Raw genomic sequence first — 19,578 nt, 5'->3', positions numbered from 1 at the left:
GAACCGTCACCATGGTCACCATGACGACCACCAACGGCGCACCCGGCGGTACGGCCGGCGGCGGCATCGACGGCGTGCTGTTCGACTTCTCCGGGACTCTGCTGCGCATCGAGCCGACCGAATCCTGGCTCCGCGCCTCCCTCGCCGCCTTCCACGCCGCACCCGGCACCGCGCCCTGCCCGCTCACCGAGGCCGAGATCGCCCAGTTGGCCGCCGCCCTGGAACAGGCCGGCGCCCTCCCCGGCGGCGCGACGCCGGCCACGATCCCCGACGCGCTGACCGCCCTCTGGGACGTCCGGGACCGCGACGCCCACCACCACCGCGCGCTCTACACCGGCCTCGCCCGCCAAGTCCCCCTTCCGTTCCCCGAGTTGTACGACTCGCCGGGCGCCACCCGGTCGCTCTACGACGTCCTCTACGAGCGCCACCGGACCCCGGAAGCCTGGCTGCCCTACCCCGACGCCGCCGAGGTGCTGACCGCGCTCCACCACCGCGGCATCCGCACCGGCGTCCTCAGCAACATCGGCTGGGACCTCCGCCCGGTCCTGCGGGCCCACGGCCTCGACCACCACCTCACCGCCTGCGTCCTCTCCTACGAGCACGCCCTGCAGAAGCCCGATCCGCGCCTCTTCGCGCTCGCCTGCCGGGAGTTGGGGGTGGCACCGCCACGGGTCCTGATGGTCGGCGACGACCGCACCGCCGACGGCGGCGCCACCGCCGTCGGCTGCGCCTACTTCCCGGTCGATCACCTCCCCGTCCACCGCCGCCCCGGCGGCCTGCGCCCGGTCCTGGACCTGATCGACTGAACGGACGGGCACGGGGCACCTCGGAACGGGGCACCTCGGAACGGGCCACGGAACACCGCGGTACGGGGCACGGGGCAGGGGGAAACGCGGGCATGAGGCCGTCGCTGTCCGGAAGGAGTGGCGCGGCACAGGGCGGTATGTGATCGTCGAGGAGCCCGACGCCCTGCCGCACCACACCGACGCGCGGCGTTCCGTCCGACCAGGAGGCCGATCCCGTGCCCACCCCGTACCTCGACGCGCTGTTCTCGCTCGCCGGCCGCCGGGCCCTGGTGACCGGGGGCAGTTCCGGGATCGGGCGGGCCATCGCCGAGGCGCTGGGCCGTGCCGGGGCCACCGTCGTCCTGATGGCGCGCCGCCCGGACCCGTTGCGGTCCGCCGCCGAGGAGTTGCGGGCGGCGGGCTGCACCGCGGACTGGGTCGCCGCCGACCTGGGTGACCGGGCGGCGGTCCGGGCGGGCGCCGACGAGGTGGCACACCGGTTCGGCGGGCCGGACATCCTCGTCAACGCCGCCGGAGTCAACCCCCGGCCGCCCATGGACGAGTTGAACACCGAGGAGTGGGACCGCACGATGGCGGTCAACTTGGACGCCCCGTTCCTCTTGGGCCAGCGCTTCGGGCCCGGTATGGCGGAGCGGGGCTGGGGGCGGATCCTCCACATCGCCTCCCAGCAGTCGATCCGGGCGTTCGGCAACAGCGGCGCCTACGGGGTGTCCAAGGCAGGGCTGGCGGCGCTGACCCGCTCCCAGGCCGAGGCGTGGTCCCGGCACGGGGTGAGCGTCAACGCCCTCGCCCCTGGCTTCGTACGCACCCCGCTCAACGCGGCGGTCTTCGCCGATCCGGTGCGCACCGAGGCGATGGCGCGCCGGACGATGGCCGGTCGCAACGGCGAGCTGGCCGACTTCGCGGGCGCCGCGGTGTTCCTCGCCGGCCCCGGTGCGGCGTACGTGACCGGCCAGACGGTGTTCGTCGACGGCGGCTTCTCGGTGACCTGAGGCCCCGCCCACCGCGCCTTCCGCCCCCCTCCAGCCTTCCTCCCCGGCCTTGGACCTGTCCGACCCTGATCCACCGGACAGGCCCTAACTCCCCTCCACCACCAGGGAGTTCAGGATGCCGTCGACCGTCTCCTCGCTGATGCCCGGGTGCAGGAACGCCAGCCGGGCGACGGTCTCGCCCTCCCACACGCTGGGGGTCACGAAGGCCACCCCGGAGGCCAGCAGCCGCTTGGACCAGGCGTAGTAGTCCTCGGGCCGCCACCCGGTGCGGCGCACCAGGACCACGGTCAACTCCGGCTCGCGCAGCAGCTCCAAGCCGTCGGTCGCCCGTACCCGGTCGGCGGTCCAGCGGGCGATGCCGGCGCCCCGGGCGATGGCGTCGCGGTAGGCGTCGGTGCCGTGGACGGCCAGCGAGAACCACAGCGGCAGTCCGCGCGGGCGGCGGGTGAGGTGGTAGGCGTAGTCGCTGGGGTTCCACTCTCCCGGGGTGTCGCCGTCGGCGCCGTGGATGGCGTCGAGGTAGGAGGCGTCCTGGGTGTGCACCGCGCGGGCCAAGTGCGGTGCGCGGTAGAGCAGGGCGCCGCAGTCGAAGGGCGCGAACATCCACTTGTGCGGGTCCATGACCAGCGAGTCGGCGTGCTCGATGCCGCGCAGCCGGTCGCGCAGTTCGGGGACGAAGAGCGCGGCGCCGCCGTAGGCCGCGTCGATGCGGCCACCGCGCCGGACGCCTCCAGCCAGGACACGCCGTGCAGCGAGGACGCGGAGAGCACCATGTCGAAGAGGGCCGCGGCCTTGGTGGGCGCACCGGGGATGAACGCCAGGAAGGCGGGGTGGTCGCAGGAGGCGACGGTGGGTTCGAGGTCCTCGGCGTAGGTGCGCAGCACGTCGGCCACCGGGCGCGGGCCGGTGCCTATCGCGTCCTTGAGGGCGACGGAGAGCTCGCCGGCCTCGCCGAGGCGGCCCAGCGGCGGCGGGTCGAGCCGGAGCCGGTGCCGCAGGTGGTCCATGACCTGCTGGGCGAGTTCCTCGTCGTAAGCGTGCACGGGCGTCTCTCCTGTCGCGTAGCGGGATCCCCACACTCCGGATCCAATGGATCTCAACCAGGCCCATTTTCGGGAGCGTAAGCGGCCACGGTACGGAGCGTCAATCAAGGCCCGCCGAGGACGGCGAGGAACGACAGGGGACGACAGGGGACGACAGGGGACGGCATCACGTCGGCCGCGGCCCATCCGACCTCACCCCACCGCCCGGACCCTGGGGCGGGTCCGGTGGGTCATGGCCGGGTCCGCGGCCTATCCGACCCTGACCCACCGGACGGGCCCTATTCGTGCGCGGCGAACTGGTCCAGCACGGCGAGGAACTGCCGGTGCGCGTCCCGCAGATGCTCCCGCATGGCCGCCTCCGCGGCCGCGCCGTCCCCGGCCAGTACCGCGAACGCGATCGCCTCGTGCTCCTCGCGGATGGCCAGCCCGAAATCCCGGTCCGTGGGATAGACCCGGCTCCAGTCCGAGCCCAGCCAGAGCGCGTTGCCGGCCACGAACATCTCGGCCCGCGCCCGGGTCACCGCCGCCGCCAGCACCTCGTTACCGCCCGCGGAGGCCAGGCCGAGGTGGAAGCGGGTGTCGATCCGGTGGTACGCGCCCAGGTCCGCGACCTTGGCGTCGAGCAGCGCCACCAGTTCCCGACGCGCCGCACCGCCCCCGCGCTCGGCGGCCAGCCGGGCCGCGTACGGCTCGATGGCCTGCCGGTATTCCATGTAGTCGCGCAGCGACGCCCGGATCCCGGCGGTGACCGCGGCGCGCGCACTGTCGCCGCCCGGCCGGGCCGGGGCGATCCGGGTGCCGCCCGAGCGCCCGAGGGTGGTGTGCACCAGCCCCTCGTCCGCCAGCTCGCGCAGCGCCTGCCGCACGGTGTTGCGCCCCACGCCGAACGCGGCGGCCAACTCCCGCTCCGGCGGCAGCCGGTCGCCCGGCCCGAAGCCGCCGAGCGCGATCCGCTGCCGCAGCGCCTCGGCCACCACCGCCCGCGAGGACTGCTGCCCCGCCCCGTTCATCCGCTCGCCGTCGCCACCGCGGCCCGGCCCGTCGGAACCCTCGTCACGCACGCCCTCACTCACACCCCCAGCTTATTGGACTTCCCCGGGAACCTATTGACAGGCGCCCAGCCCCCTCCTACGGTCACCTCATCATTTTTGGATCCCAGGTAAACCCATTGGATTGACCGGCCGGACCGGGCACCGCCCCACCTCACCCCGCAGCGGTCCACCGTCCCGTGGGACCGCCGTGAGGAGCGTCATCATGAGCACAACCGCAGGTGCCCCACCGAGCTCCGCCCCAGAGCCGAGCACCAGCAACAGCAGCGGCACCGGTCCCGCGCAACCGTCCAGCCCGTGGAAGATCGCCACCGCCTCACTGATCGGCACCAGCGTCGAGTGGTACGACTTCGGCATCTACGCCACGGCGGCCGCGCTGGTCTTCCCCGAACTCTTCTTCCCCGAGATGAACCGCGCCCTGGGCACCCTGATGTCCTTCGCCACGCTGTTCGTCGGCGCGCTCGGCCGCCCGCTCGGCGCGATCGCCTTCGGGCACATCGGCGACCTCCCCCACGCCTTAAGGGCAATGCCGTTGCTTTAGTGGTCGTGTCACCGGTGGTTCAGGGTGACGACGACCGGTGAACGACGGTGGCTGGCGGGTTCTCCGGGGGCCTTGCTGCCGTAGCCGGTGATGCACGAGCGGATTTTGCGGGGGCAGTCACGGGGGCGGCGGCGGGGCAGCAGGCTCTGTCCGATCTCGTTGAGGCCCAGGCGGCGGTCACGTCTGCGGGCGGAGGGGGGAAAAGCCGCTCGGTGCGATCACCGTGCGGCGGACGACGTGCAGGGCCCGGGTGAACGAGGTCCGCTCGGCGACGCTCTCGTGCAGCCTGGCTGCCTCGTCCAGCAGACCCCGGGGGGCATGGTGGACGATCAGGTGCGCGTAGATTTCCTGCCGCACCCCGTCCGGCGTCTGTGATCTCAGGCGCAACGCCTGGCGGACCTGGCTGTTGGCCTCCGGCGCGTTCCTGATCACCGTCGGCGGCTACTACATCGTGGTCACCTTCATGTCGACCTACGCCGTCGACGATCTGGGCTTCACCGACGCGCAGACCGCCGGCGCCGGCACCGCCGCCTCCCTCGTGGTCATCGTCTGCACCCCGCTCGCCGCCCTGGCCGCCGACCGGTTCGGCCTGCGCCGGATCACCCCGATCGGCATCCTGCTCCACGTCGTGGTCGCCTTCCCGATGTTCTGGCTCGCCGAGACCCGTTCCGTCCCCGGCCTCTGGCTCGCCATGTGCCTGCCCATGCTGGCCAGCACCATCGCCTACGCCGCGATCGGAACCCTGGTGTCCGGATGGTTCGCCCCCCGCACCCGGTACACGGGCCTGTCCATGAGCTTCCAGACCGCCGGGCCTGGCCGGCACCCTGGCCCCGGCCGCCACCACCTGGCTGTTCACCGCGTCCGGCAATTCCTGGACCCCGGTCGCCCTCGCGTTCGCCGCCATGGCCCTGCTCAGCGCGGTCTGTCTGGTCACCCAGGGACGGCGAAGCACCCGCGGAGAGTCCGGCTGACACCGAGCGGAACGAAAAACCAACGGAACGGTCGGAAAGGAAGGGTCGGAAAGGAAGGGTCGGAACGGGAACGTTTCAACGGTTTCGGAAGGGGACGGTCCGCGGGATACCGCCTGCGGGCCACCGGCCCGTCCGGCTCGCGACCGGCGCCCGTTACCTCCGAGGTAATCGCCGCATCCGCCCGCCCCCGCCAGGATGAGGACACCCCGGCAACACGGGCAAACCGCCCCCGCCGCACCGCATCGACCAACCGACCGACCGATCCACCAGCCGAAGGGGCACCCCCACCATGACCACGACCGCACCGACGGCCACCACCCGCACCATCGTGGAAGAGCTGCTGCGCCGTATCGGCGAGGGTGATCCCGAGCGCATCGCGGAGCTGTACGCCGACCACGCCGACTGGAAGCTGGACTGGCCCGAGGCCGAGCACGGCCGCGCCGCCACCCCCTGGATCCGCCACCGCACCACCCGCGCCGACGCCGCCGCCCACTACCGCGAACTGGCCGAGCACCACGTCGCCGGGGCCGCGGCCACCCAGATCGAGCGGATCCTCGTGGACGGCCCGGACGCCGTCGTGCTCGGCGAGATCCGCCAGACCGCCCGGGCCACCGGGCGCGCCTACCGCGCCCGCTTCGCCTTCCACCTCACCGTCGAGAACGGCGCGGTCACCCGACACCACATCTACGAGGACAGCCTCGCCGTGGCCCGGGCGTTCGCACCGGCGGACCAGGACCCCGGGCGCTGACCGGAATCACCCGCGCCCGAGAAGAACGGGAAGCCGCCGACCCCACTCATCGCGCGGCGCCGCTGCCCCCTTGGTTGCCCGCCGAACTCCCCACCGAGGGCAGATACCGCGGCGCCCGCCAGGCGTGCAGGCGGTTTTCCACCGCGGCCCCCAGCGACAGCAGTTCGCCATCCTGGCGATCACCGGCCATCAGCAGGAGCCCCACGGGGAGTTCGTTCACGAATCCGGCCGGCACCGACAACGACGGGTATCCGGCCACGGCCGCGGGCGTGGAGGACGGAATGACGTCGTTGTCGCCCCGTGCGCAGTCGGTCGTCCAGGCGGGCGGGTTCGTCGGCGCGGCGATGGCGTCCAGCCGGTGCGCGGCCATGGTCTCGTCGATGGAGCGCCGGGCGAGATCCGTCAACTCCGCGCGTACGGCCCGGTACTTCGGATCGGTGGTGGACGGCGCGGCAAGTGCCCGCTCGAACAGTTCCTGGCCCGCGAAGCAGGTGCGTTCGGCCGGGTGGGCGCGGTTGAACGCGATGAGCGCGGCGAGGTTCTGCGGCCCGCCCCGGGTGGGGAGGTAGGCGTCGATGTCCCGGTGGAACTCGCTCAACAGCGCCGGGAATTCGAGGTCCGCCAGGCGCTTCTGGTACGGCGGGGTCACCTCGACGACCTCGGCTCCCGCAGTACGCAGCCGCTCCGCGGTCCGGGTCAGTACGGCGTCCACCTCCGGCCCGAGCTCGGGCAGCCGCCACAGGCCGATCCGTTTGCCTCGCAGACCGTCCGGGCGCAGCAGCCCCGCCGGGCGGCCGCCGGATCCGCCGTGGCGCGCGGCCTCCCCACCGCTGAGCACCGCAAAGGTGAGCGCGGCGTCGATCACGTTGCGCGCCATGGGCCCCGCAGTGTCCTGCTCGGCGGAGATCGGGACCACTCCGGCCTGGCTGACCAGGCCGAGAGTGGGCTTGTGGCCGACCACCCCGTTCATCCCGGCCGGGCACACGATGGAACCGTCCGTCTCGGTCCCGATCGCCACCTGCGCCAACGACGCGGCGACCGCGGCGGCCGAACCCGCGGAGGACCCGCACGGATTCCGGTCCAGTACGTAGGGGTTGTGGGTCTGCCCGCCCACCGCCGACCACCCCGAAGTCGGTTTCTCCGCGCGGAAGTTGGCCCACTCGGACAGATTGGTCTTACCGAGGATCACCGCTCCCGCCTCGCGCAGACGGGTCACCAGGGCGGCGTCGCGGTCCGGCGGGCTGCCGGCGAGCGCCAGCGAACCGGCCGTGGTGGGCAGGTCACGGGTGTCGATGTTGTCCTTGAGCAGAACGGGGATGCCGTCGAGCGGGCCGCGGGGTTCGCCGCGCCGGTGCCGGGCATCGCTGGCGGCCGCCTGGCGCAGGGCCGTCGGGTCGGTGCGCAACAGGGCCCGGATCTTGGGGTCGATGGCCTTGATCCGCCGCAGGTAGGCAGTGGTCAGCGCCGACGAGGTCAGGGAACCGTGCGCCATGCGCGCCTGGAGTTCCGGAATGGTCACGGTGTCGAGGTCGACGCCGATGTCGGCATCCTGGTCGTAGCGGTCGGCATCGTGGTCGGCGTGGCGGTCGGCGTCGGTGCCTGGCGTCGCCGACCCACCGCCCAACGCCGACCCACCGCCCGACGGCGACCCTCCGCCGCCGCGGTACCCAGCGGCTTCAGCGGCGCCCGCACGCGGCGTCGGTACGCCCGCGCACAAGGACCCCACCACCAGCGCACCGATCAACGTGGCGATGCTCCGCTTCCTCCTGCTCCTCATGAAACCCAGCGGACTACAGGCCGACGCCCCCGCACAAGAGCCTTTCGCGCCGCGTCCGGTGGCCGGGCCCAGGGACGTCGGGCCCCGCGGAACGCCGCCCCACAGAGGAGAACTGCTCCCCCACAGCCACCCGTTGGCCTCAGCGTGTTCCAACGTGCCCGAGACCGCGGCCAGTCGCTCGGCCGGGCCGTCCAGCCCGTGACCGGTCCTCGCCCCGGAGGTAGCCGTGCCGTTGTCGATGACCTCCACCCGGTCACGTCCAGTCGAATGGAGCACTGCTCGGCGTTGGAGTGCCGCAGCACGTTGGTGACCGCGTGCGTGGCGCTAGCCCATCGCCCCCGCCGACCCCGCCGCGCCCTTCTCCCCCTTCTCCTCCTTCGCACCCGTCGTCCCCTTGCGGGAGACCACGGTCTGGGCCATGCCGGGCAGGAAGTCGGTGAACAGTTCGTGCACCTCGTGCACCAGGGGCCGCAGCACCCGGAAGCGGGCCAGTGACACCCCGCGCGCCGTCAGCCGGGCGCCACGACCGGCCAGCCGGCGGCTGCGCTCGCGCCCCTCGGAACGGTCGAACACCCAGTACAGCACCAGGCCCATCTGGGACAGCCACATCAGCTCGGGCAGAATTTCGGCGAGTTCGGCCGGCACCTTCGCCTTCGACCCCGCCAACACTTCGCGGTGCACGGCGATGGCCGCCTCGCGGGCGTGCTCGGACTCGGCCGAGAAGGGGCTGAGCGGGCTCTCCGGGTCCGCGGCGTTCTTGAAGAACTGGGCCGCGAACTCGTGGTACGGCGCGGCAATGTCCAGCCACACCCGCAACACCCCGGTCAGCCGCTCCTCCAGGTCCGTCTCCCGGTCCAGTACGTCACGGACCGCCGCCTGGTGCTCGGCGGCGATCCGGTCGTAGAAGCCCTGGATCAGGTGCTCCTTGCCCGCGAAGTAGTAGTACGCGTTCCCGACGGAGACCCCGGCCTCCTTGGCGATGGCCCGCATCGTGGTCTTGTCGTAGCCCAGCTCCTGGAACAGCCGCATCGCCGTCTCCAGGATCAGGGTGCGGGTCTGCTCGCTCTTGGCCGGTCGGGGCTGGTTCTCTGCTGGCACGGTCAGAGCCTAATCGCGCACCGCGCAACCGCTGCGGCAGCCCTGCGGAGCGGCCGAACCCGTCGGGGCCGCACCCCTCGGGTGGGATACCTCCCCCTCAACGGGCCGGGGGCGCCGGTGCGTCTCGCGGTACTGCGCCGCGGCGAGCACCGCCCCGCGGGCAAACCGGAGCCCGGAGCGGGTACTGAGCCGGTGGGCCAGCGGCCGGTACTTCGCCAAGGCCCACAGGCACACCACCCAGGCGGCGGCACCCCGGTACACCTGCCCGCCGTCCCCGACCACGGTGATCTCCTCCAGCGTGCTGGCGTGGTCCAGCTCCGGCAGCCGCTGCCGGGCCTCCGGCGTACCGGCCGGCACCAGGTCCAGCGGCACCAGCTGATGCTGCCGGACGAGCCAGTCGCGCACGAAGGCGCACAGCGGACAGTGCGCGTCGTACAGCACGGTCAGTCGGCGGACCGGGGCGCTCGCGGCACCCCGGTCCCCCAAGACGGTGGTCACCGTCACGCCTGCGCCGGCCCGGCGGCCACGGGCTGGGTGTACCCCTGCGGCAGCACCGGCGGGGTCTGCTCCCGGTCCATCATCCCGCGCCGACGGAACTTGTTGAGCGCGAAGACGTTCCCGAGGTGCATCAGCCCGAGCACCAGCAGTACGACACCGAGCTTCGTCGACAGCGCCTCGAACACCTGCCGCGAGGTGGCGATAGTGGCGTCGTCCTGGAGGTACAGCGCGACGAACCCGAGGTTCACGAGGTAGAAGCCGACCACGAGCAGGTGGTTGACGGCGTCCGCCAACTTCTCGTTCCCGCGCAGGACGTCCGCGAGGAAGACCCGCCCGTTCCGGCTGAGGGTGCGGGCCACCCAGACGGTGAGATCCACGCCCCGACTCCTTCTTGAACGTGTTCAAAACTCTTACCGAAAGCGACTGTAGCCCCGTTTTTGAACGCGTTCAAGTGAGGGTGGAGGGCGGCGGGGGTGGATGAATGGATGGGTGGATGAATGGATGGGTGGGTGGGTGGATGGACGAATGGACAGATGACCTACGGACCCACCGACCATTGCCCGCGGGTGAGACGGGGCACGACGACACCCCAAAATCACAGCGGCGCGACCCCTGACCACCACACCGGCAAGTCAGGAACCGCGCCACGCCGGGGGCCACGCCCCGCCGGAGAACGCTCCGCACCAGGAACCGCGCCCTACTCAGACCACCGCTGGCGCCGCCCAGCTGGCCAGGAGCTTCAAGCGTTCCTCCGTCTGCGAGCCCGGCTCCGGCGTGTAGACCACCAGCATCTGCCCCGACTCCCCCGGCACCGTCAACGTCTCATACGGCATGTCGAGTTCGCCGACCACCGAGTGCATCAGGCGCTTCGCGCCGTACGACTTCTCCTTGACCTGGTGGTCCGCCCACAGACGACGGAAGTCCTCGCTCCCCAGCGACAACTCACCCACCAATGCGCCCAGTTGCTCGTCCTGCGGGTGGTTGCCCGCGTACAGCCGCAGATGGGCAACCGTTTCCGCGGCCACCGCCGACCAGTCCAGGTACAGCTCACGCGCCCGCGGTTCGAGGAACACCTGCCGCGGCATGTTGCGGTCCTCGGGGGCCATCTGCGAGAAGCCGACGACGGCGTCGGCCAGGCCGTTCCACGCGAGCACGTCCATACGGCGGCCGAGCACGAACGCCGGGGCCTTGTCGATGGTGTCCAGGAGGAGCCGCAGGCCGGGGCGGACCTTCTGGACCGCGGGACCGCCGGCGGACTCGCGGCGGCCGGCGGACGCCCGCCGGGCGGCGGGCCTGGCCACCCGCCGCAGGTATTCCTGCTCGGTGTCGTCGAGACGCAGCACCCGCCCGATGGCGTCGAGGACGGCGTCCGAGACCGAGGGGCCGCGGCCCTGTTCCAGGCGGATGTAGTAGTCGACGCTGACGCCGGCGAGCTGGGCGACCTCCTCGCGGCGCAGGCCCGGCACCCGCCGCCTGCCGTGACCCGGCAGTCCGACCTCCTCGGGCTGGATACGGGCGCGCCGGGAGCGCAGGAAGTCGCCGAGTTCCCGGCCGATGGCTATGTCCATGTCGGCGATCCTAGGCCCCGCCCCCTCCGTTCCTGGTACTGCCAGACCCAGGAAAAAGGCCACCCTGGGTAAGCCCGGCGACAGAGCGCAAGGTGGGTGTCGTCACCGGGAAACGCCCGACGACGACACCCACCGCACCAGGAGTTCCCATGTCGTACGACACCCTCACCGGCCGCACCGCCGTCATCACCGGAGCCGCCAGCGGCATGGGCGAGGCCACCGCCCGGTTGCTCGCCTCGCACGGGGTGCGGGTGGCGCTGCTCGCCCGCCGGGCCGAGCGGCTGACCGGGCTGGCCGCCACGATCGAGGCGGACGGCGGGCAGGCCCTCGCGGTCGCCACCGACGTCACCGACACGGCCTCCGTGGATGCGGCGGTGGAGCGGGTGCACGCGGCGTACGGCGAAGTCGACCTGGTGGTCAACGCGGCCGGCGTGATGCTGCCGAACCCCGTCACCGAGGGCCGCGCCGACGAGTGGCAGCGCATGCTCGACACGAACGTGGCCGGCGCACTGCACGTCATCCGCGCCTTCACCCAGGACCTGATCGCGGTGGCCGCGGCGGGCCGGACGGCGGACCTGGTGAACATCTCGTCCATCGGCGCACACATCCCGTTCCCGAACTACGCGGTGTACGGCGCGACGAAGGCCGCGCTGACCTACCTCTCGCAGTCCCTCCGCACCGAGCTGGGCCCGCGCGACGTCCGCGTCACCAACATCGAACCGGGCCTCACCGACACGGAGTTGGGCGGCCACATCGACAACGCGGAGCTGTCCGACCAACTGGACGGCATGTTCGACGCACTGGTCGGCCTGTCGGCGGACGACATCGCGGACCTGATCGCCTACACCACGAGCCGCGCCCGCCATGTGAACCTGCGCCAGGCGATCGTGCTGCCGACGCGGCAGGCATGACCGGTGAGCCGGGGCCGCCCGGCGATTCACACGCCCGGCGGAGCACCGGCAGGCAAGGCCGCCCACCTAGTCGAGTGCGGTACCCGTGCCCTGCTGACGGCCGCCTTCGGCCCCGAGCAGGAGGGCGAACTCGCCTACACCCGCCGTCTGCTGCACGCGCTGGACGACTCGATGCTGCTGCTCGCCGACTGCGCCTTCGACGCCGGCCGCTTCCTGGCCGGCATACGCGAGCGCGGCGCGCAGTTCCTGGTACGCTCCTCCGCCCGCCGCGTCCCCACCCCGTCCAGCGCCTGGCCGACGGCTCCTACCTCGCCCGCATCGGCTACGGCGTCCTGCCCAAACTGCTGACCGTCCGCGTCGTCGAGGCCGAGGTGACCCGCACCCTGGCCGACGGCTCGACCACCTGCGAGCAGTGGCGGCTGGTCACCAGCCTGACGGACCACCACCGCTACCCGGCGAGCGAGCTGGTCGAGCTATATCACGAGCGGTGGCAGGCGGAGACCACCTACTTCTCGATCAAGGCGACGCTGCTGGACGGCCGGGTCCTGCGCTCCCGCAGCCTGGACGGCCTGGACCAGGAGGTCTACGCCCTCCTCACCGTCTACCAGGCCCTCATCCACGCCGCCGCGGACGCCGCACACGACCGGCCCGCCCTCGACCTGGACCGCATCAGCTTCACCGTGCTCCTCACCACCGCCCGCGAGCAGGCCGTGCTCGCCCAGGGCATCGTCCCCGCCCCAGGCCCGACAGCCCTCGTCGGAACGATCGGCCGCGTTGCCCTGAACGCGCTCCAGCCCGCCCGACGACGACTCCGCGCCAAGGCTCGCCCCCGCAAGAACCCCGGCAGCAAATACAGTCCCAACACCGGACAGCACCCCCAGCACGCCCAGACCTACACGATCAGCACGAAGATCACCTACTTCGAAAAGGGACTTGCAACCCGCCCCAGAAGGTGAACGCAACGGTGTTGACGCGATGGCCGCCTCCGAGGCGTCGCAGAGGTCGGCGATGGCCCGGCTCCGGTCGTCGGAGAAGGTGATCGAGTGCTGCTGGAGCAGGGAAAGAGCTCGCGGGGGCCCAGACGCACCGACGTCAACTCGGTGAAGACCTGTACGGCGCGTTATTTTCGCTCTTGCCCGGAGCCGTGCTGCGGACTGCACGTACCACCTCCCTCGCCTCGCCGTTGTCGGTGTGGTTGGCGAGGTCGCCCACAGCTAGTGACACCCGGACAACAGGCGACGGGCGACGGGCGACGGGTCGCAGATGACTCCAGACCTGGAGCGCATTCGCGTGACCCGTCCGGCTGGTGGCCAGCCTCGCACCCGGCCGGACCACTTGAGCGGCGACACCGCGTGCTCGTCTCGCCGCACTCACCGGTACCTGCGGCGCCGGCAGATCAAGCACACCATCCCCGAACGCCGTGCCAAGCAGGCCCACCCCCAGTCCTCTGGCCGGGAAGGTTCGCCGGGGTGGCGGCTCCGGGGGTTGGAGTGCGGTGACGTCCTCTCCGAATGCTTGGGGCGTGGTGGCTGAACTTGTTCGTGTGCGCAGGCTGACCGACCAGGAGGGGCAGAAGCTGCAGCAGATCGTGCGCTGGGGTAGCACGAGTTCGGTGCGGTTCCGGCGCGCGATGGTGCTGCCGACCTCGGCTGCCTCGGCGCGGGCGGGACCTTCGCCGTGCCCGCAAGCCGCGACAGGAACTCGACGCGCATCAGCGGTCTGTCAACCAGGCCCATGCCGGGCTGCGCTACCCGGTCGAGCGAGGGGTCGCCCGGCTGAAGACCTGGAGGATCTGCCGACATGCCCGCTGCAGCACCGCCTGGCTCACCACCGTCACCAAAGCCGTCCTGGGTTTCCTACTCGGACGGGGGGAGGGAGCGGATGAGGTGGGTGGCCATGCGGGTGATGTTGGCCAAGTTGGTCTCGACGGCGTTCGTGTAGAAGTGGACGCCGCGGGTAAGGGGGCCGACGAAGTAGATGTGGGTATCGGGCTGTCCGCCGGCGGTGTGGGCCTGCAGTGTGTCGAAGTCGACGTCGACTCCGCCGTGAGGATGTGCGGTCAGTACTCCGCGGTCGAGGAGCGCGCCGAGCAGTGGGTGCGCGGCGAGCCAGGGTTGGAATCCCGTGCCGATGGCGTTGACGAGGTGGTCGACGTGCCACTGGGAATATCGTCCCTCGTGGCGGCAACGGACTTCGAAGCCGCCGTTCCGGGTCGCCCTCACGGTTTTGATTCCGGGGTGCCAGTGGAGTTGCCCGGTCTTGATGAGATTGTGCAGGCGTCGGGCGTTGGGTAGGGGCATGGGGTGCCGCCAGGTGGCCCACAGGCCCTGATGGTGTGCCAGGAACTCGGTCTTGGCCCGAGGATGTAGGGCGCGCCACAGGCTGGGTGCCAGGGGCGAGGTTGCGTCCAGGGCTTCGTACCAGTTGGTGCTGTGGGATTGGGCCTCTTCGATGTCGGTGGCGAGGTCGTCGTGTCTGCGGGCGCGGGATACCAGCCGTGCTGCGCCGATCTGGCCCCGGGTGGCGTCGCGGATTTCCTCGATGATCAAGTCGGCGACCTGGACGAGTGTGAGGCGAAGGTGCGATGCGGTGAGGTGGGCGATGCGTTCTTCGGTCAGGTGGCGCAGGGTGTAAGGGTGTATGTCGGGGGGTTGGACCATGGGAAACGGACGGGTGCGGGAGAAGCAATGTATGGGGCTTGTGTGTCCAGTGGCGTGGAGGTGGGCCAGGGCGTCTACGGCGGACAGTGAGGTGCCGAGTATCCCGACTGTGGCAGCGTGGGGAATGGAGTCGTCCAGTCGCCATGGGTCCTGGTGGTAACGGGGGTGGCCGACGAACTCACGATGAGTGGGTCCGGGAAGATCGCCCAGGCACAGGACCGCCCGGTCGGCGCTGGGGAGTTGGAGGGCCCGGTCGCATTCCAGGGTGAGCCGCTGGCCCCAGGGGTGGCAGTCGAGGACCTCCGCCTGATGCACCTCCAGGCGGACGCCGGCCTGCCCCGCGGCCCGGACGGTCTCGGAGAAGCGATGCCGGAGATAGGCGGCGAAGCGGTGGCGCGGGAAATAGGCGTGGTGCAAGGTTGGGTCGTCTGCGGTACGTGTCGTGCTCGGCACGGCGGATGCTCTCGCGTCGTACGGAGCCGCCGCGTAGGCCGCCTGGTGCGGCGTGCTGTTGTTGGTGGCGGGACCGCCGGCCCGCGCCGTGGGGGCGTGGTCGCTGCCCTGGAGCCACGTGACGAAGTCGTCGGGGGCGTTGGGGCAGATGCTCATGGTGGCAGCCTGCATGTTGAGAAGGTGCCAGTCGTAGGGGCTTGCGTAGGCAATGCCGTCGCCGAGGCGTTGCTGTTTCTCCACCAGGTGCAGTTCCAGGCGGGTGCGACCGGTGGCAGCCGCTTCACGGACCAGGGCGGCGCAGGTCGCGATCCCGCAGGCGCCGCCGCCCACGACCGTCACCACCGGCGTGCGCGTAGCGTTCACGTCGTCAGCCCAGGAGCTGACGGTGACAGTCCAGCAGGGAGGTAGCAGCCTGCCGTACGTCCTCTTCCGTGGTGGCCCAGTTGATCAGGCAGAAGCGCAGTACGGTCTGCCCACGCCAATGGCTGCTGGAAGCCCAGCTTCGGCCTTGCGTACGGAAGAGATCTGCGACCCGGGCCGTATGTGCGTCAGCGGCGATATCAGGGGCTTCCTCCGCGTTGCAGGACACATGCGGTCGGAAGCGGACCAGGACCTGGTTGAGGGACACCTCGTTGACCACCTCGACCATTGAATCCTGGGCAAGAAGCTCGGCGAACAGGCGGGCGTTGGCGCAGCAGCGGTCCACCAGTTCGGCCACGCCCGTCCGGCCCAGGGTCCGAAGGACCGCCCACAGCGGGAAGACGCGGGATCGGCGAGAGATCTCCAGACCCCACTGGGCTGGATGGCGACGGCCGTCGTCGGTGTTGAGGTAGTCGGCGGCGAGTGGCACGGCTGCCCGGTGCGCCGCCGGATCGGCGATGATGGCCACCCCACAGTCGTAAGGAGTGTTCAGCCACTTGTGGGCATCGGCGGCCCACGAGTCAGCGCGTTCGATCCCCTTGAGCACGTCCGCGCGCAAGGTGGGCGAGGAGGCCGCCCACATGCCGATCGCCGCATCCAGGTGTACCCAGCCCCCTTTCTCGTGGACGCGGTCGCACAGGTTCCCCAACCGGTCGATCCCACCAGTGTTGATCTCGCCGACTTGACCGCATACGATCAGCGGCCCGCCGGTGTGGGCGTCCAGGGCCCGCTGCAGCGCCTCCGGTCGGATCCTTGCCTCGTCGTCGGTGGCCAGATACTCGATGTTGCCGCCGAGGCCCAGGATCTGCAGGCAGCGCAGCACTGCTGAATGTGTGTCAGCGTTGGCCAGCACACGCACATAAGGGGCGTTCTGGAGGCCCTGCGTGGTGACGTCCCAGCCGTGTTTGGCCAGTTCCCGGTGCCGGGCCGCGGCCAGGCAAAGCAACTCACCGTGGGTACAGGCGGGTACGTACGCTACCGACGCACCCCTGGGCAGATCGAGGAGGTCCAGCAGCCAGTCGGCGCACACCTCCTCGGCCACCGCCGTGGCCGGTGAGCCGTCGTGCACAATGCAGTTCTGATCCCACGCGGATGTCAGCCAGTCTGCGGCCATGCCCACCGGCAGTGTGCCACCCACAACGTAGCCGTAGTAGCGCCCGTTCCCGGACGGAACCAACCCGCGCTCCACACCCTTGACAAGGGCCTGCAGCACGGTGCCGGCGTCGCCCGGTTCCTCGGGCAGCGGCCCGCCCATCAGCTCGCGCAGTTCGTCGTCTTCCGCGAGCAACCGCACCGGCCGCTCGTCCAGCCCCCTCAGGTACTCCAGGGCGTGCCCGGCTGCCTGGTCCAGCAGCGCAGTGTACGGATCGGGCTCCATGTGTAAATCTCTCTTGTCCGGCACGGGATCTCCAGGGCTTGCGATGTCGCCGCTTGCGCGCGGGGTGAGGCTTGCGTGTTGTCGTCGTGGTGAGATGCCGGGCTGTACCGGCCAGCGGATGCCAGGCAGGGTGATCAGGCGGAGGAAAGTCTTCAGGAGACCTGTGTCCCCAAGGCATTCAGGGACCTCGGCACGGGGCAGTCCCTCGGCAGGACAGCGCTCGCACCTCAGCCCGTCCATGAAGTCAGCAATTCAGCTCCAGCAGAACTGCCTACCTGTCGGTAACTGGGTGAACGTGTTGAACGGCAGCCCCAGACATCCACACAATTTCGCGATGCGCCGTCAGCTTTACCTTCATCTGTTCCGACCGGCTTGACGGCCGGAACAGTGTTGCTCTTCTTGGGAGTTGGGCATCATTTGCCTGTCGATTGGTGGGCAAGGCTGCCGCAGAGTCCGATCGGTCGAGCGGAGTTGCTGGGCACAGCGTGGTGACGATGTTGTGAGGACCGGTGGGAGGTGCAGGTACAAGACAGGTCAGGTGCTCCACGCAAGATCCCCTCCCCCACAAGGAGGGGCCTTTCCCCTTGCCCGGACGTCGGCACGGCGGCGGACGCGCTCGTGCACCTCACCGGCGATCCACACCTCGACTGGGATGTCTACAGCGGCCTGGAGTTCACGCACGACGCCCAGCCGTCCGCGGTCCGCTGGCAGCGCACCCGGCTGGACCACGCCGAGCTCGCCCGCGCTCTCGGCGAAGGCGCGGTCGCCGCATGGGTGCAGGGGCGCTGGGAGATCGGCCCATGCGCGCTCGGCCACCGCTCCCTGCTCGCGAGCCGTTTCGGGCCAGCACCCGGGAACGACTCAACGCCATCAAGGCGCGCGAGAGCTACCGCCCCATCGCAGGCGGATTCGAGGACCCCTACATGCTCTACTTCCGAAAGGTGCGCTGGACCGGACGGCTTCGCGGGGCGCTCGTCGTACGGGAGTTCGTGCCGGACCGCGACCAGGCCAGCCGCTACGTCCTGTACGCGGGGCAGGAACTGGCACGCTCCGGGCACCGGGTTCACCTGGTGTCAGAGCGCGGCGAGTTCGAGATCGCGCAGCGACACGGCTTGGAGCCTATGCCCCTGCCCGAGCCCCCGACGGGCACGAATTCCTGACCCCGGCGCATGCCCACGCGCACCGCGTGTACACAGCACTGCGAGCCCTCCACGCGCAGAGCCCGCTGGATGCAGTGGAGTTCCCCGACCGTGACGGCTAGGGGTTGACCGCGATTCGCGCCAAGCGGCTCCTCGGCGAGTTCGAGAACACCGCGCTTGCGGTGCGCCTGCACGCACCGGCCGCGCTGGTCGGCCCGCTCTCGGGTGACCACCCCGGTGACACGGACTGGACGATGGCCGCGCATGCGGAGGAGTACTGCACTCGCCATGCCGACCTGCTGCTCGCGCCTTCGGACCGTGTCACCGCGTATGCCCGCGAGCGCAACGGCCGGGTCCGGACTGCCCCTTATCCAGTTCCGTCCACCGACCCAGCACCAGACGCGTCCGGATCGGCCGCCCGGCATGTCGTGTACGCGGGCCCGCTGGATCCCCTCGGCGGCGCCGACGTGTTCCTGACCGCCGCGCTGCGGCTGGCCCGCACCAACCCCGACCTGCGCTTCACGCTCTTCGGCCCGCGCACGGACCGTCACCGCCTCGGGCTGCCATACGTTGATCGCCTCCTGCGCCGCATCCCCACTCGCCTGCGCGACCGCATCCTCGTGCGGGAGCCGGCCGACATGCCCGATCGTAAGTGCCTGGTCAGCACAGTGGCCAGGCATTTTTCGCTGTGTGTCCGAGGTCCGAGTTGAACCTCACTCACATGCCGGTGATGCAGGGCCGATTCCTCTTGCCATAGCTGTCGCGCCATACCTGTCGTAGGCGAGGCGCACCCGAGGCAGGGGATCGTGCGCCGTGGCGGCTCGGCCACAGCCACAGCCACAGCCACAAGAGGAGACCTCGAAAGTCACCCGAACGGGGTGTTGGAGCAGGGGCCCCAACCAGCGCTCGCGGTCGCCAGCGTCCGTGGCGGTTCCGTCGACGTCCACGCCAATGGTCAGCGTTCGTAAGTGCCCACGAGCATGCCGCTCGCCAGCTCCCTGCCTTTTACGGCGCGATGCACCGCGTCGACTGTTGGTTTTCCGTGCAAGGGAAGCGATTCCGTCACGGCCCACAGGCGGAAGAAGTAGCGGTGCGCCCCGTGCCCCGGAGGAGGCATGGGACCGCCCCAGCCCAGCCGACCAAATCCGTTGGGCCACTCGTGCCCGCCGGGAGGCGTCTCACCCTCCGCCGCGCCAGAACTCCGCGGATCAATACCGGTGACCAGCCAGTGCAGAAACGACCCGCCTGGGGCATCAGGGTCCTCGCAGAGCAGGACCAACTCCAACGTACTGTCCGGCACCACCGACCAGGTCAGCGGTGGCGAGACGTCGTCGCCCTCCCCGCTGTGGCGTCGAGGGATCGCCCCGTGATCACGGAACGCCGCGCTCCTGAGTTCAACACCCGTCATACGCACGGCTTTACCCACAACAGACCTGCCGGCACCGGTCCAGATGGACACAACACCTGACTGGCCCGCGTACGCCGCCGGGTGCAGTGGAAACCTCGTAGAACGGACCTGATACGGA

22 protein-coding genes and 3 pseudogenes are annotated in these 19,578 nt (G+C 70.8%); 14 read left to right on the top strand and 11 right to left on the bottom strand.

Annotated features, from left to right (window positions below):
• Window positions 1-11: 11 nt before the first annotated feature.
• Both ACO0M4_RS28335 and ACO0M4_RS28330 read left to right on the top strand, forming a co-directional pair.
• Window positions 12-806: an HAD family hydrolase gene (locus tag ACO0M4_RS28335; RefSeq protein ID WP_430373744.1), complete on the top strand. Its 795-nt coding sequence runs from the start codon at window positions 12-14 to the stop codon at window positions 804-806.
• Between the two features lie 215 nt (window positions 807-1,021).
• Entirely contained in the window at window positions 1,022-1,798 is a 777-nt protein-coding gene (locus ACO0M4_RS28330; RefSeq protein WP_430373743.1) for an SDR family NAD(P)-dependent oxidoreductase, read from the top strand.
• A gap of 84 nt (window positions 1,799-1,882) precedes the next feature.
• On the opposite strand, the gene ACO0M4_RS28325 is transcribed toward ACO0M4_RS28330, so the two are convergent.
• Complete coding sequence (locus tag ACO0M4_RS28325; protein ID WP_430373964.1) at window positions 1,883-2,452, bottom strand: pyridoxal phosphate-dependent decarboxylase family protein; 570 nt, start codon at window positions 2,450-2,452, stop codon at window positions 1,883-1,885.
• On the opposite strand from ACO0M4_RS28325, the gene ACO0M4_RS28320 reads away from it, so the two are divergent.
• Complete coding sequence (locus tag ACO0M4_RS28320) at window positions 2,435-2,671, top strand: hypothetical protein (protein ID WP_430373982.1); 237 nt, start codon at window positions 2,435-2,437, stop codon at window positions 2,669-2,671. The two genes, ACO0M4_RS28325 and ACO0M4_RS28320, sit on opposite strands and share 18 nt — an antisense overlap.
• A 448-nt stretch (window positions 2,672-3,119) precedes the next feature.
• Here the strand turns inward: ACO0M4_RS28320 and ACO0M4_RS28315 are convergent, their stop codons facing one another.
• A complete protein-coding gene (locus tag ACO0M4_RS28315; RefSeq protein ID WP_430373741.1) occupies window positions 3,120-3,914 on the bottom strand; it encodes a FadR/GntR family transcriptional regulator in 795 nt (264 codons plus the stop codon).
• Between the two features lie 181 nt (window positions 3,915-4,095).
• On the opposite strand from ACO0M4_RS28315, the gene ACO0M4_RS28310 reads away from it, so the two are divergent.
• Window positions 4,096-4,431 carry a hypothetical protein gene (locus ACO0M4_RS28310; protein ID WP_430373740.1) on the top strand — a complete coding sequence of 112 codons (336 nt, stop codon included), beginning with the start codon at window positions 4,096-4,098 and terminating at the stop codon, window positions 4,429-4,431.
• Between the two features lie 177 nt (window positions 4,432-4,608).
• Here ACO0M4_RS28310 and ACO0M4_RS28305 read toward each other — a convergent pair whose 3' ends face one another.
• Entirely contained in the window at window positions 4,609-4,863 is a 255-nt protein-coding gene (locus tag ACO0M4_RS28305; RefSeq protein ID WP_430373739.1) for a hypothetical protein, read from the bottom strand.
• Here ACO0M4_RS28305 and ACO0M4_RS28300 point away from each other — a divergent pair.
• Together ACO0M4_RS28300 and ACO0M4_RS28295 are read left to right on the top strand one after the other, a co-directional pair.
• On the top strand, window positions 4,838-5,695 hold the full coding sequence (locus tag ACO0M4_RS28300; RefSeq protein WP_430373738.1) for an MFS transporter: 858 nt from the start codon (window positions 4,838-4,840) through the stop codon (window positions 5,693-5,695). The two genes, ACO0M4_RS28305 and ACO0M4_RS28300, sit on opposite strands and share 26 nt — an antisense overlap.
• On the top strand, window positions 5,692-6,150 hold the full coding sequence (locus ACO0M4_RS28295; RefSeq protein WP_430373737.1) for a nuclear transport factor 2 family protein: 459 nt from the start codon (window positions 5,692-5,694) through the stop codon (window positions 6,148-6,150). Before ACO0M4_RS28300 ends, ACO0M4_RS28295 begins: the two co-directional genes overlap by 4 nt.
• A 46-nt stretch (window positions 6,151-6,196) precedes the next feature.
• Here ACO0M4_RS28295 and ACO0M4_RS28290 read toward each other — a convergent pair whose 3' ends face one another.
• The 5 genes from ACO0M4_RS28290 to ACO0M4_RS28270 all read right to left on the bottom strand — a co-directional run bounded on the left by ACO0M4_RS28290 (window position 6,197) and on the right by ACO0M4_RS28270 (window position 11,091).
• Window positions 6,197-7,927, bottom strand: coding sequence for an amidase (locus ACO0M4_RS28290; protein WP_430373736.1), 1,731 nt, complete (start codon window positions 7,925-7,927; stop codon window positions 6,197-6,199).
• Between the two features lie 324 nt (window positions 7,928-8,251).
• The gene (locus ACO0M4_RS28285) at window positions 8,252-8,956 is read right to left on the bottom strand and encodes a TetR family transcriptional regulator (protein WP_430373962.1); all 705 of its coding nucleotides are present in this window, start codon (window positions 8,954-8,956) and stop codon (window positions 8,252-8,254) included.
• A gap of 78 nt (window positions 8,957-9,034) precedes the next feature.
• The gene (locus ACO0M4_RS28280; protein ID WP_430373735.1) at window positions 9,035-9,523 is read right to left on the bottom strand and encodes a thiol-disulfide oxidoreductase DCC family protein; all 489 of its coding nucleotides are present in this window, start codon (window positions 9,521-9,523) and stop codon (window positions 9,035-9,037) included.
• 2 nt (window positions 9,524-9,525) lie between these two features.
• Entirely contained in the window at window positions 9,526-9,900 is a 375-nt protein-coding gene (locus ACO0M4_RS28275) for a hypothetical protein (protein ID WP_430373734.1), read from the bottom strand.
• Between the two features lie 324 nt (window positions 9,901-10,224).
• Window positions 10,225-11,091 (bottom strand): helix-turn-helix transcriptional regulator, encoded by an 867-nt coding sequence (locus ACO0M4_RS28270; RefSeq protein WP_430373733.1) that lies wholly within the window; start codon window positions 11,089-11,091, stop codon window positions 10,225-10,227.
• Between the two features lie 149 nt (window positions 11,092-11,240).
• Here ACO0M4_RS28270 and ACO0M4_RS28265 point away from each other — a divergent pair, with 149 nt between their 5' ends.
• The 5 genes and pseudogenes from ACO0M4_RS28265 to ACO0M4_RS28245 form a co-directional block, all read left to right on the top strand.
• Window positions 11,241-12,002, top strand: a complete 762-nt coding sequence (locus ACO0M4_RS28265) for an SDR family oxidoreductase (RefSeq protein ID WP_430373732.1) — start codon at window positions 11,241-11,243, stop codon at window positions 12,000-12,002.
• 3 nt (window positions 12,003-12,005) lie between these two features.
• A complete protein-coding gene (locus tag ACO0M4_RS28260; protein ID WP_430373730.1) occupies window positions 12,006-12,350 on the top strand; it encodes a hypothetical protein in 345 nt (114 codons plus the stop codon).
• A gap of 23 nt (window positions 12,351-12,373) precedes the next feature.
• Entirely contained in the window at window positions 12,374-12,958 is a 585-nt protein-coding gene (locus ACO0M4_RS28255; protein WP_430373729.1) for a transposase, read from the top strand.
• A 292-nt stretch (window positions 12,959-13,250) separates the two neighbouring features.
• Window positions 13,251-13,493 (top strand): annotated as a pseudogene (locus ACO0M4_RS28250) (IS5/IS1182 family transposase); the annotation flags it as partial.
• Between the two features lie 34 nt (window positions 13,494-13,527).
• Window positions 13,528-13,665: pseudogene (locus ACO0M4_RS28245) on the top strand (IS630 family transposase); the annotation flags it as partial.
• A 193-nt stretch (window positions 13,666-13,858) separates the two neighbouring features.
• Here ACO0M4_RS28245 and ACO0M4_RS28240 read toward each other — a convergent pair.
• Entirely contained in the window at window positions 13,859-15,478 is a 1,620-nt protein-coding gene (locus tag ACO0M4_RS28240; RefSeq protein ID WP_430373727.1) for an FAD/NAD(P)-binding protein, read from the bottom strand.
• 4 nt (window positions 15,479-15,482) lie between these two features.
• Window positions 15,483-16,937: a pyridoxal phosphate-dependent decarboxylase family protein gene (locus ACO0M4_RS28235; RefSeq protein WP_430373725.1), complete on the bottom strand. Its 1,455-nt coding sequence runs from the start codon at window positions 16,935-16,937 to the stop codon at window positions 15,483-15,485.
• Between the two features lie 492 nt (window positions 16,938-17,429).
• Between ACO0M4_RS28235 and ACO0M4_RS28230 the strand changes: the two are divergent.
• From ACO0M4_RS28230 to ACO0M4_RS28220, 3 genes and pseudogenes are all read left to right on the top strand, one after another.
• Window positions 17,430-17,702, top strand: a pseudogene (locus ACO0M4_RS28230) (hypothetical protein); the annotation flags it as partial.
• Window positions 17,703-17,713: 11 nt separating this feature from the next.
• Complete coding sequence (locus ACO0M4_RS28225) at window positions 17,714-18,073, top strand: hypothetical protein (RefSeq protein ID WP_430373980.1); 360 nt, start codon at window positions 17,714-17,716, stop codon at window positions 18,071-18,073.
• A gap of 104 nt (window positions 18,074-18,177) precedes the next feature.
• Window positions 18,178-18,762 carry a hypothetical protein gene (locus ACO0M4_RS28220; protein ID WP_430373724.1) on the top strand — a complete coding sequence of 195 codons (585 nt, stop codon included), beginning with the start codon at window positions 18,178-18,180 and terminating at the stop codon, window positions 18,760-18,762.
• A gap of 245 nt (window positions 18,763-19,007) precedes the next feature.
• On the opposite strand, the gene ACO0M4_RS28215 is transcribed toward ACO0M4_RS28220, so the two are convergent.
• On the bottom strand, window positions 19,008-19,460 hold the full coding sequence (locus tag ACO0M4_RS28215; protein WP_430373960.1) for a YbhB/YbcL family Raf kinase inhibitor-like protein: 453 nt from the start codon (window positions 19,458-19,460) through the stop codon (window positions 19,008-19,010).
• Between the last annotated feature and the right edge of the window lie 118 nt (window positions 19,461-19,578).

The organism is Streptomyces sp. RGM 3693 (genome assembly GCF_050471125.1).
GTDB lineage: Bacteria > Actinomycetota > Actinomycetes > Streptomycetales > Streptomycetaceae > Streptomyces.
The sequence above is the reverse complement of the archived record's forward strand: the minus strand, read 5'-3'. Positions and strand labels throughout refer to the sequence as shown.

Bases quoted from the DNA above. Each gene is read 5' to 3' on its own strand.
- ACO0M4_RS28270 (WP_430373733.1), bottom strand. From the start codon at position 11,091: ATGGACATAGCCATCGGCCGGGAACTCGGCGACTTCCTGCGCTCCCGG.
- ACO0M4_RS28290 (WP_430373736.1), bottom strand. From the start codon at position 7,927: ATGAGGAGCAGGAGGAAGCGGAGCATCGCCACGTTGATCGGTGCGCTG.
- ACO0M4_RS28285 (WP_430373962.1), bottom strand. From the start codon at position 8,956: ATGCGGCTGTTCCAGGAGCTGGGCTACGACAAGACCACGATGCGGGCC.
- ACO0M4_RS28310 (WP_430373740.1), top strand. From the start codon at position 4,096: ATGAGCACAACCGCAGGTGCCCCACCGAGCTCCGCCCCAGAGCCGAGC.
- ACO0M4_RS28215 (WP_430373960.1), bottom strand. From the start codon at position 19,460: ATGACGGGTGTTGAACTCAGGAGCGCGGCGTTCCGTGATCACGGGGCG.
- ACO0M4_RS28295 (WP_430373737.1), top strand. From the start codon at position 5,692: ATGACCACGACCGCACCGACGGCCACCACCCGCACCATCGTGGAAGAG.
- ACO0M4_RS28335 (WP_430373744.1), top strand. From the start codon at position 12: ATGGTCACCATGACGACCACCAACGGCGCACCCGGCGGTACGGCCGGC.
- ACO0M4_RS28265 (WP_430373732.1), top strand. From the start codon at position 11,241: ATGTCGTACGACACCCTCACCGGCCGCACCGCCGTCATCACCGGAGCC.
- ACO0M4_RS28225 (WP_430373980.1), top strand. From the start codon at position 17,714: ATGCGCGCTCGGCCACCGCTCCCTGCTCGCGAGCCGTTTCGGGCCAGC.